This is a genomic window from Nocardioides sp. Soil774 (assembly GCF_001428125.1).
In the GTDB taxonomy this organism is placed as follows: Bacteria; Actinomycetota; Actinomycetes; order Propionibacteriales; family Nocardioidaceae; genus Nocardioides.
Map to the genome: position 1 here is coordinate 135737 of NZ_LMSM01000008.1, position 14285 is coordinate 150021.

Annotated in this window: 12 protein-coding genes; 1 reads left to right on the top strand and 11 read right to left on the bottom strand. The window is 73.2% G+C overall.

The annotated features are described in order from the left end of the window. Window positions 1-12 precede the first annotated feature (12 nt). The 11 genes from ASG76_RS11900 to ASG76_RS11950 are packed head-to-tail and all read right to left on the bottom strand — an operon-like array spanning window position 13 to window position 13592. Window positions 13-1173, bottom strand: coding sequence for an acyl-CoA dehydrogenase family protein (locus tag ASG76_RS11900; protein WP_056603258.1), 1161 nt, complete (start codon window positions 1171-1173; stop codon window positions 13-15). After that, window positions 1170-3131: a biotin carboxylase N-terminal domain-containing protein gene (locus ASG76_RS11905; protein ID WP_056603261.1), complete on the bottom strand. Its 1962-nt coding sequence runs from the start codon at window positions 3129-3131 to the stop codon at window positions 1170-1172. The genes ASG76_RS11900 and ASG76_RS11905 overlap by 4 nt, the downstream gene beginning before the upstream one ends. Further along, window positions 3128-4765 carry an acyl-CoA carboxylase subunit beta gene (locus tag ASG76_RS11910; protein WP_056604382.1) on the bottom strand — a complete coding sequence of 546 codons (1638 nt, stop codon included), beginning with the start codon at window positions 4763-4765 and terminating at the stop codon, window positions 3128-3130. The genes ASG76_RS11905 and ASG76_RS11910 overlap by 4 nt, the downstream gene beginning before the upstream one ends. 14 nt (window positions 4766-4779) lie before the next feature. Continuing rightward, window positions 4780-5253, bottom strand: a complete 474-nt coding sequence (locus ASG76_RS11915; protein WP_157559090.1) for an SRPBCC family protein — start codon at window positions 5251-5253, stop codon at window positions 4780-4782. A gap of 22 nt (window positions 5254-5275) precedes the next feature. Next, a complete protein-coding gene (locus tag ASG76_RS11920; protein WP_056603263.1) occupies window positions 5276-6421 on the bottom strand; it encodes an acyl-CoA dehydrogenase family protein in 1146 nt (381 codons plus the stop codon). Then, complete coding sequence (locus tag ASG76_RS11925; protein ID WP_056603266.1) at window positions 6418-8124, bottom strand: acyclic terpene utilization AtuA family protein; 1707 nt, start codon at window positions 8122-8124, stop codon at window positions 6418-6420. Before ASG76_RS11925 ends, ASG76_RS11920 begins: the two co-directional genes overlap by 4 nt. After that, complete coding sequence (locus tag ASG76_RS11930) at window positions 8121-8900, bottom strand: TIGR03084 family metal-binding protein (RefSeq protein WP_056603269.1); 780 nt, start codon at window positions 8898-8900, stop codon at window positions 8121-8123. Before ASG76_RS11930 ends, ASG76_RS11925 begins: the two co-directional genes overlap by 4 nt. Next, window positions 8897-9565: a TetR/AcrR family transcriptional regulator gene (locus tag ASG76_RS11935; RefSeq protein ID WP_321164089.1), complete on the bottom strand. Its 669-nt coding sequence runs from the start codon at window positions 9563-9565 to the stop codon at window positions 8897-8899. The genes ASG76_RS11930 and ASG76_RS11935 overlap by 4 nt, the downstream gene beginning before the upstream one ends. 57 nt (window positions 9566-9622) lie before the next feature. Then, on the bottom strand, window positions 9623-12253 hold the full coding sequence (locus tag ASG76_RS11940; RefSeq protein ID WP_056603272.1) for an ABC transporter permease: 2631 nt from the start codon (window positions 12251-12253) through the stop codon (window positions 9623-9625). Then, window positions 12250-12972, bottom strand: coding sequence for an ABC transporter ATP-binding protein (locus tag ASG76_RS11945; RefSeq protein WP_056603275.1), 723 nt, complete (start codon window positions 12970-12972; stop codon window positions 12250-12252). Before ASG76_RS11945 ends, ASG76_RS11940 begins: the two co-directional genes overlap by 4 nt. Further along, window positions 12969-13592, bottom strand: a complete 624-nt coding sequence (locus ASG76_RS11950) for a PadR family transcriptional regulator (RefSeq protein ID WP_056603278.1) — start codon at window positions 13590-13592, stop codon at window positions 12969-12971. Before ASG76_RS11950 ends, ASG76_RS11945 begins: the two co-directional genes overlap by 4 nt. Window positions 13593-13761: 169 nt before the next feature. Here ASG76_RS11950 and ASG76_RS11955 point away from each other — a divergent pair, with 169 nt between their 5' ends. Then, on the top strand, window positions 13762-14262 hold the full coding sequence (locus ASG76_RS11955; protein WP_056603281.1) for a DUF4282 domain-containing protein: 501 nt from the start codon (window positions 13762-13764) through the stop codon (window positions 14260-14262). Window positions 14263-14285 lie beyond the last annotated feature (23 nt).

Below are 14285 nucleotides of genomic sequence, written 5' to 3' on the forward strand. Positions count from 1 at the left end.
AGCCGGCGGAGGTCAGTAGGACTTCGGCAGCCCCAAGGAGTGCATCGCGACGAAGTTCAGGATCATCTCCCGGCTCACCGGAGCGATCCGGCCCGCGCGCGCGGCGACCAGCAGCCCGGCCATCCCGTACTCCTGTGTGATGCCGTTGCCGCCGTGGGTCTGCACGGCCGCGTCGACGGCGTGCACCGCCGCCTCGGCAGCGGCGTACTTCGCCATGTTGGCCGCCTCGCCCGCCGCCAGGTCGTCGCCGGCGTCGACCAGCGCCGAGGCCTTCTGCGTCATCAGCCGCGCCAGCTCGTTCTCGATGTGCGCCATCGCGAGCGGGTGCGCGACCGCCTGGTGGGAGCCGATCGGCGCCTTGAAGACCGTGCGCTCCTTGGCGTACGCCGACGCCTTCTCCAGCGCGTGGCGCGCGAGGCCGGTCGAGAAGGAGGCCGCCATGATCCGCTCGGGGTTGAGGCCGGCGAAGAGCTGCACGAGCCCGCCGTCCTCGTCGCCGACGAGCGCGTCGGCGGGCAGGCGCACGTCGTCGATGAAGACCTGGAACTGCTTCTCGGGGCTGACGATCTCCATCGGGATTGCGGTGAACTCGAAGCCCGTCGAGTCGGTCGGCACGACGAACAGGCAGGGCTTGAGCTTGCCGGTGCCGGCGTCCTGGGTGCGCGCGACGACGAGGACGTTCTCGGCCTCGTCGACCCCGGAGATGTAGATCTTCTGGCCCTTGAGCACCCACTCGTCGCCGTCGCGGCGGGCGGTGGTGGTGATGTTGTGCGAGTTGGTGCCGGCGTCGGGCTCGGTGATCGCGAACGCCATCGTGGCGGTGCCGTCGCAGATGCCGGGCAGCCAGCGCTGCTTCTGCTCCTCGGTGCCGTAGCGGGCGATGACCGTGCCGCAGATCGCCGGGCTGACGACCATCATCAGCAGCGGGCAGCCCTGGGCGGCGAGCTCCTCGCAGACGGCCGCGACGTCGCCGATGCCGCCACCCCCACCGCCGTACTCCTCGGGGATGTTGATGCCGAGGTAGCCCGCCTTGGCGATCTCGAGCCACAGCTCGGTGGTCTTCTCGCCGGCGCGGGCGCGCTCGACGAACCACTCGCGGCCGTAGCCCTTCGCGAGCTTCGACACCTGGCGGCGCAGCTCGATGCGCTCGTCGGACTCGGTGAAGTTGGTCATCGGTTCTCCTCGACTACTGCCAGGACCTCCCCGGACGCGACCTGCGCACCGGGCTCGACGTTGATCTCGGTGACCGTGCCGTCGTGCGGCGCGGTCACGGTGTGCTGCATCTTCATGGCCTCCAGCACGAGCACCGGGTCGCCCGCGACGACCGTGGCGCCGGGCTCGACCTTCACCGCCACGACCGTGCCGGGCATCGGGGCGAGCAGCGAGCCGCTCGCGACGGCGTCGGCAGGGTCGGTGAACCGCGGCACCTCCCGCAGACGCGCGGACCGAAGTGGTCCGTCGACCCACACCTCACGCGGGGCGCCCGGCCTCTCGACCGAGATGTGTCCACGCGTCTCCGCGGTCACCCCGTCGACCTCGAGGCGGACCCGGGTCGGCGACACCTCGAGCACCGTGACACCGTCGACCGCGAAGCCGTCGCGCGTGCCCCACCACTCGACCGGCTCGTGGCCCTCGAAGGTGGTGCGCTGCGGCTGGCTGACGACGTTGCGCCACGCGGGCGGCACGCCCTGCTGCACCGTACGCCGCTCCGCGTCGTCGGCGGCCAGCATCAGGGCCCCGGCGACCACCTCCGCCCGCGTGCTGGCTGCTGAGTCGGTGGGAGACTCAGCGGGAATCGGACGCGACTCCAACCACGTCGTCGTCATCTCCCCGGCCGCGAAGACCGGGTCGGTGAGGATCGACACGAGCTGGTCGCGGTTGGTGGTGACGCCGTGGATGCGGGCCGTCCGCAGCGCCCGGACGAGCTGGCGGATCGCCTGCTCGCGGTTGGGCGCCCACGACACGACCTTGGCGAGCATCGCGTCGTAGAAGGTGGACACCTCGTCCCCCGAGGCGAAGCCCGAGTCGACCCGGATCCCACGCTCGCCGCCGAGGGCGAACTCGACGTCGTGGTCGACCTCGAAGGTGACCAGGCGGCCGCTCTGCGGGACGTAGGCCCCGTCCTCGGCGTAGAGGCGCACCTCGATCGCGTGGCGCTGCGGCTCGCCGCCGCCGGTCGAGAAGCCCAGCCTCCCCGACGACTGCGACGCCTCCGCCACGTGGAGCTGCAGCTCGACGAGGTCGGTGTCCCAGACCAGCTCGGTGACGGGGTGCTCCACCTGGAGGCGGGTGTTCATCTCGAGGAAGAAGAAGCGCTCCGTGTCGGGGTCGTAGAGGAACTCGACCGTGCCGGCACCGCGGTAGGAGATGGCCTCCGCGGCCCGGCGCGCGGCGTCGTGCAGGGCGTCGGCGACGTCGCCGTCGAGCTCCGGTGCCGGCGCCTCCTCGACCACCTTCTGGTGGCGACGCTGCACCGAGCAGTCGCGCTCGCCGAGCACGAGCACCTGCCCGCGGCCGTTGCCGACGACCTGCACCTCGACGTGCCGGCCGCGCTCGACGTAGGGCTCGACGAAGACGGTGCCGTCACCGAAGGCCGAGGCGGCCTCGGCCTGCGCCGCCGCGACCTCGTCGGCGAGGTCCTCGAGACGGCGTACGACGCGCATGCCGCGCCCGCCGCCACCAGCCGACGCCTTGACCAGCAGAGGGAGGTCGGCCTCCGTCGGGTTCTCCGGGGCCTCGAGGGTCGGGACGCCGGCCTCGCGCATGAGCCGCTTGGCCTCGACCTTGGAGCCCATCGCCTCGATCGACTCCGGGCTCGGCCCCACCCAGGTCAGCCCGGCGGCCTCGACGGCGCGGGCGAAGTCGGCGTTCTCCGAGAGGAAGCCGTAGCCGGGGTGGATCGCGTCGGCACCCGAGCGCTGCGCGGCCTCGATGACCAGGTCGACGCGGAGATAGGTGTCGGCGGGCGCGTTGCCCGGCAGGCGTACGGCCTGGTCGGCCTCGGCGACGTACGGCAGGTGCGCGTCGGCATCGGAGTGCACGGCCACCGTCTCGATGCCGAGGCGGCGGCAGGTGGCGAAGACGCGGCGGGCGATCTCGCCGCGGTTGGCGACCAGCAGTCTGGAGATCATGGTCGGAACACCCCGAATCCCTCGGCGCCGCGGATCGGCGCGTTCTCGATGACGCTGAGGCAGATGCCCAGCACCGTGCGGGTGTCGCGGGGGTCGATGACGCCGTCGTCGTAGAGCATCCCGGAGAGGAAGTAGGGCAGCGACTGCTCCTCGACCGAGGCCTCGACGTAGTCCTTGACGCCCTTGAAGCCCTCGGCGTCGAAGGTCTCGCCCTTCGACTCCGCCGACTGCTGCGCGACGATCTCGAGCACCCCGGCGAGCTGGGCCGGACCCATCACCGCCGACTTGGCGCTCGGCCAGGTGAAGAGGAAGCGCGGGTCGAAGGCGCGACCGTTCATGCCGTAGTTGCCGGCGCCGTAGGACGCGCCCATGATCACGCTCAGGTGCGGCACGGTGGAGTTGGAGACGGCGTTGATCATCATCGCGCCGTGCTTGATGATGCCGCCCTGCTCGTAGTCCTTCCCGACCATGTAGCCGGTCGTGTTGTGCAGGAACAGCAGCGGCGTGTGCGAGGAGTTGGCGAGCTGGATGAACTGCGTCGCCTTCTGCGCCTCCTCGGAGAAGAGCACGCCCTGCGCGTTGGCCAGGATGCCGACCGGGCGGCCGTGGATCTCGGCCCACCCGGTCACCAGCGAGGTGCCGTAGAGCGGCTTGAACTCGTCGAACGCGCGCCCGTTGTGCTCGCTCGTGCCGTCGACGATCCGCACGATCACCTCGCGCGGGTCGAACGGCTCCTTGAGGTCGGTCGGGATGAGGTCGAGGAGGCCCTCGGGGTCGGCGTCGGGCTCGGCGAAGGTGCTCGGTTGGTTTCCCCGGATATCCGGGGAAACTCGAGGTTCCAGTGCGAAGTTTCGGGGGTGAGGCTCCAGCTTCCCCGGATATCCGGGGATCGCGACGGGGGGTCGGCGCCGGTTCAGGCGCGCCACGATCCGCCGCCCGATCCGGATCGCGTCGTGCTCGTCCTCGGCGAGGTAGTCGGCGAGGCCGGAGACCCGGGCGTGCATCTCGGCACCGCCGAGCGACTCGTCGTCGGACTCCTCACCGGTGGCCATCTTCACCAGCGGCGGGCCGCCGAGGAAGACCTTGGCGCCGCCGCGCACGAAGACGGTGTAGTCGCTCATGCCCGGGACGTAGGCCCCGCCGGCGGTCGAGTTGCCGAAGACCAGCGCGATCGTGGGCTGGCGCCTGGCCGAGGCGCGGGTCAGGTCGCGGAACAGCTTGCCGCCGGGGATGAAGATCTCCTTCTGCGTCGGCAGGTCCGCCCCGCCGGACTCGACCAGCGAGATCGTCGGGAGGTTGTTCTCCCCGGCGATCTGCGAGGCGCGGAAGATCTTCTTCACCGTCCAGGGGTTGCTCGCGCCGCCCTTCACGGTGGGGTCGTTGGCACTGATCATGCACTCGACGCCCTCGACCACGCCGATGCCGGTGACCACGGACGCGCCGACGGTGAAGTCGGAGCCCCAGCCGGCCAGCGGCGAGAGCTCGAGGAAGGCGCTCCCCGGGTCGAGGAGCAGCTCGATGCGCTCGCGGGCGGTGAGCTTGCCTCGCGCGTGGTGGCGCGCGACGTACTTCTCGCCGCCCCCGGCCACCGCGACCGCGTGCTGGGCGTCGAGGTCGGCGATCTTCTCCAGCATCGCCTCGCGGTTGCTCACTTCTCGACCACCGCCTTCATCCGCTCCAGCGTCGTACGCATGCCCTTGCGGTTGGTGCGCCCGCGCAGCGCGCCGAGGAGCGTCCAGTAGATCCGCGTCGGCAGCGACGGCTCGAGGCGGAAGTACTCGGTGACGAGGGTGCCGCCGTCCTTCGCCTCGAGGCGGTAGCCCCAGTTGTTGACCGTCACCGCGTCGGTGCCGACGGAGAACTCGAAGACCCTCTCCGGCTCGCACGCGGTGACCCGGCACGGCGACCAGTACGTCGGACCGACGCCGTTGCGCTTCACGTGGCCGGCGAAGTAGGCGCGGACCGCGGGCCCGGTGGAACCGCGGGTCCACTTCGCCTCGAACGTCTCGGGGCTGAACTCCCCGATCCGGGTCACGTCGCTGACGAGGTCCCACACCTTGGCGGGCGGGGCGTCCATCCAGACCGACACCTCGTCACCCAGGGACGGCAGCAGCTTGATCATCGAGATTCCTTCTCTGTCGTGGTCACGTGGCATAACCCATGAGCTTGGCCGTCAGGTCGCGCAGCACCTCGTCGGCGCCGCCCCCGATCGGCAGGATCCGCGCGTCGCGGTAGTGCCGCTCCACCTCGGTCCCGTGCATGTATCCGGAGCCGCCGAAGAGCTGGACTGCCCGGTCGCAGACGTACGCCGCACAGTCCACCGCGGTCTGCTTGGCCAGGCAGGCCTCGGCAACGACGAACTCCCCCGCGACGTGGCGCTCGGCCACGGAGCGGGTGTAGGTGCGGGCGACCTCGACCTGGCGGCGCATCTCGACCAGCGTGTGCTGCACGACCTGGTTGGCGAGCAGCGGTCGGCCGAAGGTCTCCCGGTCGCGGCAGTGGGCGGCGGCGAGGTCGAGGGAGCGGGCGGCGATGCCGTAGCCGTGGACCGCGAGCGCGATGCGCTCGACCACGAACTGGTCGGCGATCTGGCCGAAGCCCGACCCCTCGACGCCGACGAGGTTGGCCACGGGCACGCGGCAGTCGACGAACGACAGCTCGGCGGTGTCGGAGCAGTGCCAGCCCATCTTGCGCAGGGAACGGTCGACGGTGAAGCCGGGCGTGCCCTTCTCGATCACCAGCAGCGAGATGCCACCGTGGCCGGGGCCACCGGTGCGCACGGCCGCGGTCACGAAGTCGGCGCGGACGCCGGAGGTGATGAAGGTCTTGGCGCCGTCGACGACGTAGTGGTCGCCCTCGCGCACCGCTCGCGTGGTGATGCGCGCGACGTCGGACCCCCCGCCGGGCTCGGTGATCGCGAGCGAGCCGATCAGGTCGCCGGCCAGCGTCGGACGCACGAACCGGTCGACCAGGTCGGCGTCGCCGCTGGCCGCGATGTGCGGCAGCGCGATGCCGGCGGTGAAGAGCCCGGCCATCAGCCCGCTCGACGCGCCCGCCTCGAACATCGCCTCCTGCAGCACGAGCGAGTCGAGCAGGTCGCCACCGCCCCCGCCCACCGATTCGGGGAAGGCGACGCCGATCAGGCCGAGCTCGCCCGCGGTGCGATGGAGGGCGCGCGGGATCTCCCCGGCGTCCTCCCACTCCTGCAGGTGCGGCACGACCTCGCGGCGCACGAACTCAGCGCCGGTGGCGCGCAGGGCGTCGTGGTCGGGAGAGGAAACCAGGCTCATACGAGGCTCTCCTCGATCGAGACCAGGCGCGAGCGCAGCCACTCGCCGAGCCCCTTGGCCTGCGGGTCGAAGCGGGTGGAGGCCGCCACCCCCTCGCCGAGCAGGCCGTGGACCACCAGGTTGACCGCACCGAGGTGCGGCAGCAGCCACACCTCGACGTCGAGGTCGGCGGCCTCGGGCAGCAGCGTGCCGATGCCGCGCGGTGACATGAGCTTGAACAGCCACTGCACGCGGGCGTCGTACGTCGCCGGGTCCGCGCCGTCGTGCGCCACCCACAGGCCGACGTTGGCGTCGCCGCCCTTGTCGCCGGAGCGCGCGTGGACGAAGGTGCCGAGCGGCAGCCGCCGGGTAAGCGAGTCGGGACGCCCGGGGTAGGGCGAGGGGCGGGCGCCGGGCGCCTCGGCGAGCGGGGAGCACGTCCCCGGGTCGGCAACCACCTCGCGGCGGCCGTCGGCGTGGACGACCGTGTGGGTGACGTCGGCGCGGTCGACGTGCTCGGCGCGGTAGACCCCGAACGGCGTCGCGGCGCCGGGCGGCGCGGTCATCGTGAAGCCGGGGTAGGAGCCGAGCGCGAGCTCGACGGCGGCCGAGGTGAAGGCGCGCCCGACCGGGTCGGGCGAGGGGTCCTTGACGGTGCAGCGCAGCAGCGTGGACGCCGCCTCCTCCGTGGCCGCGTCGACAGGCGGCGCAGTCACGTCGGACCACACGACCTCGGCCGCGGTGAGCCGGGAGCCGAGCTGCTCACGGACCCACTCGGCCTTCGCCTCGACGTCGAGCCCGGTGAGGACGAGCTCGACCTGGTTGCGCCAGCCGCCGAGCTCGTTGACGCAGACCTTGAGGCGCTCGGGCGGCGCCTCGCCGACCACGCCCGAGATCGCGACCCGGTCCTCGCCCTGCTGCTCCAGGCGCACCGAGTCGAGGTGGACGGTGACGTCGGGGCCGAGGTAGCGGGTGGACTGGATCTCGTAGACCAGCTGCGCCGTCACGGTGTCGACGGTGACCGCGCCGCCGGTGCCGGCGTGCTTGGTGATGACGCACGAGCCGTCGGCGGCGACCTCCGCGACCGGGAAGCCCAGCGGCAGGTCGCGGCGCGGCAGGTCGCGGAAGCCGCTGAAGTTGCCGCCGGTGGCCTGGGTGCCGCACTCGATGACGTGGCCGGCGACGACCGCGCCCGCCAGCTCGTCGTACGACGTCGCGCTCCAGCCGTGGTGCGCGACGGCCGGGCCGACGACCAGGGAGGCGTCGGTGACGCGCCCGGTGACGACGATGTCGGCGCCGCCGGTCAGCGCGGCGGCGATGCCGAGGCCGCCGAGGTAGGCGTTGGCGGTGAGGGCGCCGGGGAAGGACAGGTGGCGCACGTCGTCGCCCTCGCCGTGGGCGACCTGCGGGTCGAGGCCGAGGCCGCGCGCGACCTCGCGGAGTCGGTCGGCGAGGCCCGCGGGGTTGAGTCCGCCGGCGTTGGCGACGATCTTCACGCCGCGCTCGAGGGCCAGGCCGAGGCAGTCCTCGACCTGCCGCACGAACGTCCGGGCATAGCCCAGTGACGGGTCCTTGAGCTGGTCACGTCCGAGGATCAGCATGGTCAGCTCGGCGAGGTAGTCACCGGTGAGGACGTCGAGCTCACCTCCCTCGAGCATCTCGCGCATCGCGCTGAGGCGGTCGCCGTAGAAGCCGGAGCAGTTGCCGATCCTCAGCACGCTCATCTCGGCGCCCGCCCCTCGCCCGGCTCGCCCGCGAAGGCCTGCGCGATGTCGAGCCACCGGTCGACGTCGGCGCCGGTGGCGACCAGGTCGGTGTCGGCGCGGTGCACGCGCTGGGTCACGAGCCGGCAGAAGTCGCCGGCGCTCCCGGTCAGGGTCTGCGCCGCGTCGTCGGGCCCCCAGGTCCACACGTCCCCGGACGGCGCGAGGAGGTCGATGCGGAACTCCTCGGCGGGTGCGTCGAGCCCGTGGACGGCGTAGGCGAAGTTGCGGCTGCGGACGCCGAGGTGCGCGACGTGGCGGATGCGGTCGGTGTCCTCCACGGCGGCGCCGAGGCCCGCGTGCACGTCGAGCCCGTGGGCCCAGGTCTCCATCAGCCGCGCGGTGGCCATCGAGGTCGCCGACATGGGCGGACCGAACCACGGCATCTTCTCCCCGGCCGGCCGCTCCTCCAGGACGCGGCGCAGGTCGGCGCGCGATCGGCGCCACCGGCCGAGGAGGTCGTCGTCCTGGGCGAGCGCGTGCGCCTGGGCGTCGACGTAGCCGTCGGGGTCCGCGATCGCGCCGAGGACGACCTCGTCCCACGCGGCCTTGTCGGTCGCCGCCTTGATCGCGACCTCGTCGGTCCAGGCGAGGTGGGCGACCTGGGCGGCGACGTCCCACCCGGCCGCGGGCGTCGGGGTGCGCCAGCCGGCCTCGTCGAGGCCGGCGACGAGCGCGTCGAGGCGCTCCCCCTCGGCCGCGAGGTCGGCGAGCACCTGGCTCAGGACGTCGTTCATGGTCGCTCCTCCGCGAGCTCGGTGTCGGTCTGTCGGGCCAGCTCACGGTCGAGCACGGCGGCCCACTCGGTGAGGATGCGGCGGCGTCGCGCCGAGTCGTCGGAGATGGTCGCGGCCAGCCCGAGGCCGCGGACCAGGTCGAGGGTGGCCTGCACCAGCTCGCGCACGCCCGGCTGCGACTCGTCGACCCCCAGGGCCGCGACGGTCATGCGGTGCAGCTCGCGCCCGACCCGCTGCTCGAGCGGCGCGACCGCGGCGAGCAGCGTGTCGTCGGTGCGTGCGGCGACCCACAGCTCGAGCGCGGCCGCGAAGACGGGCGAGGCGAAGTGCTCGCCCAGCATCTCCAGCATCCGCCGCAGGCGCGTGCGCCGCTCCGCACCCGACCCCAGCGACCCGGGACCCAGCTCGGCGAACGACGCCGCGAGCTCGGCGCCGCGACGCTCGGTGAGGTGCTCGACGGCCGCCACGACGAGGTCGTTCTTGGTCGGGAAGTGGTGCAGCTGCGCGCCCCGGCTGACGCCCGCCCGCTCGGAGACGAGCGTGGTGGAGGTGCCGGCGAAGCCGCGCTCGACCAGCAGCTCGACCGTCGCCTCCAGCAGCCGGGCGCGCATCGCGCGGCTCCGGTCGGCCTGCGGCACCCGGGGGGCCTGGGTCGGGGAGGTCACGGGCCCAGCCTGCCGTCGTACAAACAAACAGTCAAGCCTGACTTTTTGTGGGGGTGGTCAGTCCAGCCGAGCCACCAACGGCAGCCGCGAGCGGGCCGTCATCCCGACGACCGCCGCGGTGAGCAGCGGCAACGCCAGGACGATGACCGCGATCAGCAGCCACGGCACGTCGAGGAAGGGGCCATCAGGCCCGAACCCGCCGTAGCCCGAGGTGAGCGGACGCGAGATCGCGACCCCGGGGATGAAGCCGACCGCGGCGCCGAGCACGGCGCCGACGAACCCGACGACGAGGGCGTACGACGCCGCCACCCGCCGCCGCGTGCGCGGAGCGGCCCCCACCGCGGACAGCGTGGCGAGGTCGGGGCGGGCGTCGGAGAGCGCGAGGAAGGTGGCGGTCAGCGTGCCCCCGAGCATCAGCACGCCCCCGAGGGCGCCCAGCACCAGCAGGATCACGACCGCCTCGTCGGGGCGCTGGTACCCGCGCTCGACGTACAGCGAGGCACCGTCGACGGCCTCGACGGCCTCCTTGATCCGCGTCGAGGTGGCGGCGTCCAGGTCACCGGTGAGACGGGCACTGCCCACGACCACGTCGAGGTCGAGCTGCGCGGCGGTGGCGGTCGGGATGATCGAGCTCGCGGGCGCCGCGCCGTAGGCCCGCTGGTCCCAGGCCACCAGCTCGGCGGGGACGGTCTGCCGTGAGGAGGCGGCGGGTTCGTCCACCCCCTCGCGATAGGTCTGCTGGCTCAGCACGGCGTCCCTGCGTCCGTCCACGCTCCCGTTGAGCACCACCACGAGCCCGTCGTCGAGCGCGGCGTCGACCCGGCGGGCGGTGTCGCCCTCGATCCCGAGCTCGGCGGCCGAGTCGGCGATCGCGACGCTGGGCCCGTAGGTCCTCAGGCAGCACAGCTCCTGGTCCTGTCCGGGGACCTCGACGTTGGTGGAGGTCCAGCCCTCGGGGTCGTAGCTCTCCTCCAGGCCGCGGATGGGCTGGAAGCCGACCTCCGGGGCCGCGCTGCGCACAGCGGCCTCGATCCGGTCCCACACCTCGTCGGGGTCGGGTGCCTGCTCGCCCGGCAGCACGCCCGGCCCCCACGACACGACGCCGGTGCCCATGGGTGCGTTGGGCATGTAGGTCATCTCGTTCTGCCGCTCGTCGCTGGCGTTGGCGATGCCGAGCGCGACGACACCGGCCACGGTCGCGGCGACGGCGGCCACGGCCGGCACGGTGCGGGTGCGGTGCCGCGCGGCGTCGCGGGCGGCGTACCTCGCGGTCAGCGGCAGGCGGCCCGAGACCCGGGCCACGCCGGACACCACGACCGGCACCACGAGCACCATCCCCAGCACGGAGACGATGGCGGAGCCGGCGATCCAGAGCGCGCCGTTGCCGCTGTCGGAGGTGAGGGCGCCGTAGGACGACGCGGCGATGCCCACACCGAGCATCACCACGCCCACCACGGGCGTGGAGGCACGCGGGCGGCGGTCGCCACGGCGTCCGGCGAGCACGGCGACCACGTCCTGCCGGCTCGCGAGCCAGGCCGGCACGACGGCGGCGAGGATCGCGGACAGCACGCCGAAGACCGCGATCGCGAGCAGGTAGAGCCAGGGGAGCTCGAACGGCCCGAACCACTCCCCGTTGAAGCGCTGGACCGCAGGCACCAGCAGCCACGCGGCCACCACACCCGCGACCAGGCCCAGGCCCGCAGCCACGAGGCCCAGCACGACGCCGCTGCCGAGGATCACGCGCCGCGCCTGGGCGGGCGTGCCGCCGGACGCGGCGATCAGCGCGAGGGTGCGGGCGTGGCGCCGCGCCGCCACCGCGAAGGCCGGCCCGGCCAGCAGCACGACCTCGATGAGCGCCATCACGATCACGAGCGCGACGATCGCGGCCATCTCGTTGCGGCCGGTGTCGTAGCCCATCTGCTCGGCCATCGACGCGACGTCGGGCGGGTCGGCCAGCACGGCGCGGGAGGTGACGATGCCCCCGGCCGCGTTGAGCTCGCGCACCTGGGCCCACGACACCGGACCCGCGGCGACCAGCCACTCGCGCCGGTCGACCGACTCGTCGGGCAGGTCCGCGGGCGCGCCGAGGACCACGGGGTACTTCCGGACGGTGGCATCGCGGCCGACCCCCACGATCGTCAGCGTCGACCCGCCGACCTGCATCTCGTCGCCGAGCGCGAAGCCCTTGGCGAGCATCGCGTCGTTGACCACGACCTCGCCGGGCGCACCGGGCAGGTGCCCGCGCTCGAGGTCGAACAGTCCCTCGGCGAGCGGGTCGCCGAGGTCGACACCTGTCGTGGAGAAGTCGACGACGCGGTCGCCGAGCCGCGCGCGCTGCCACCCGGTGGCGATCGGCACCAGGCGCGCGTCGGCGCCCAGCACCGCGCGGACGTCGGCAGCGGTCAGCGGGTCGTCGGGGTCCACCTCGAGCTGGGCGTACTCGCCGCGGCTGGGGTCGACACCCTGGACGACCTGCCCGCCGCCCTCCGTGCGCACCCGGGCGTCGGCCGCACCGAGGGTGCGGTCCGCGCCCTCGGTGCCGCTCACCTCGGCGGTCTGGATCAGCACCGCGGCCGCGCTCACCGCCAGCACCGGCAGGCTGATCATCACCAGCACCAGCGCGCTGCGGCCCCGGTGGCGCAGCGCGTCGCGCCAGGCGATGAGCAGGGCCGGGCGCCAGCCCCTCACCGACCGGCCTCGCCGGCGAGGAGCGCCTCGGGCTCGTCGGCGCCGGTCTCGTCGACCACCACGCCGTCGCGCAGGAAGACCACGCGGTCGGCCCACGCGGCGTGGCGCGCCTCGTGGGTGACCATCACGCCGGCGGCGCCCGCGTCGCAGCGGGCGCGGAGCAGCCGCAGGATCTCCTCGCCGGTGTCGGTGTCGAGGGCGCCGGTGGGCTCGTCGGCCAGGATCAGCCGGCGCTCGCCGACGATCGCGCGGGCGATGGCCACGCGCTGCTGCTGCCCGCCCGACATCTCGTCGGGGAAGCGGTCGGCGAGATCGGCGATGCCCACCTCCTCCAGCGCGGTGAGCGCGAGGCGCCGCGCCACCTTGCCCTTCTCCCCGTCGAGCTCGCGCGGGAGGGCGACGTTCTCGGCGGCGGTGAGGGCGGGAATGAGGTTGAAGTCCTGGAACACGTAGCCCACCGACGTACGCCGCATGCGCGCGCGCCCGGCGTTGTCGAGCGAGGCCAGGTCGGTGCCCTCGATCCACACCGAGCCCGTGGTCGGGGCGTCCAGGCCGCCGGCGAGGGTGAGCAGGGTGGACTTGCCCGAACCCGACGGGCCCATGACGGCGACGAGCTCGCCGGGGTGGGCGCGGAAGGTGACGCTGCGCAGGGCGTGGACCTCGGTGGCGCCCTCGCCATGGACCCGGGACACGGCGGCGAGGTGGACCACGGCGTTCATCGGGTGATCCCCTCGGTGGTCGACGCCGCCGGGGCGTCACGGCGTACGTCGCTGCGGTCGAGCGCCGCCCGCCGCAGCCTCGCCTCGCAGTGGTCGAGCCAGCGCACCTCGGCCTCGGCGTCGAAGACGAGCGCGTCGAGCACCAGGCTCCAGGCCAGGTCGGCCGGCTCCTGGGGCGCCGCGGCACGGCCGCTGCGCTTGAGGCGGGTGTAGTCCTGCAGCGAGGACATCGTCGCGCTGCGCTGGCGCTGGATGATGCCGGCCACCTCGACCCCGGGCAGCGTCACCGCGAGCGCGAGCTTGATGGCGAGCTCGTCGCGCGGCGGTTGGGAGCGAGGCACCGGCGTGGCGAACCACATCGACACCTCGCTCCGTCCCGCCTCGGTGGCGCGATAGCTGACGTGCTGGCGGTCGCTCGCGGCCTCCTCGCCGTCGTCGGCACCCCCGTGTCCGACGACCTCGACGAGCCCGTCGCGCTCGAGCCGGGTCAGGGTTGTGTAGACCTGCCCGATGTTGAGCGGCCAGGTCTCGCCCGTCCGCTGCTCGAACTCGGCCCGGAGCTGGTAGCCGTACATCGGCCCCTGCTCCAGGATCGCCAGCATCGCCTGCCTGATCGACATCCGCGCCTCCTCGACCATCGCCCCCCGTGGCCGATGGATACCGGGTATGTATACCACGTATGCATCCTCGTCGCGCGCGTCCCGAGGAGTGTTTGGGACGGGGCTCGAGGGGCAGGAGGGGTGCGACCGGCGCACCGAAGCGCGCGGCCGCACCCACCAGGAGAGCCCCATGACGCAGTCCGGCGACACCCCGCAGCAGCCCTACGGCGACCAGCCCACCTCCCCCTACGGACAGCCGCCGGCGGGCTCCTACGGCCAGCCCCCGGCCGCGAGCTCCTACGGGAGCGGCTCCTACGGGCAGCCCCCGACCTCGGGCTCCTACGGCGGCTACGACACCGGTGGCTACGGCGGCGGCTACGGCGGGGGCCCCACGGGCACCGGCCGCAAGGGCTTCGTCGGCGCGCTGTTCGACCTCAGCTTCGCGACGTTCGTGACCCCGATGATCATCAAGGTCGTCTACATCATCGGGCTGGTGGTCATCGGTCTCGGCACGCTCTTCTTCGCGCTCAGCGGCTTCTTCAGCGACAGCCCCGGGCTCGGCATCCTGACGCTCGTCGTGAGCCCGATCGTCGGGCTGCTCTACCTCTGCCTGTTCCGGATGATGTGCGAGTTCTACATCGCCATCACCCGCATGAGCGAGGACATCAACCGGCGCCTGCCGCGCACGTGAGGCGCGCCGTGGCGGCGGGTCGG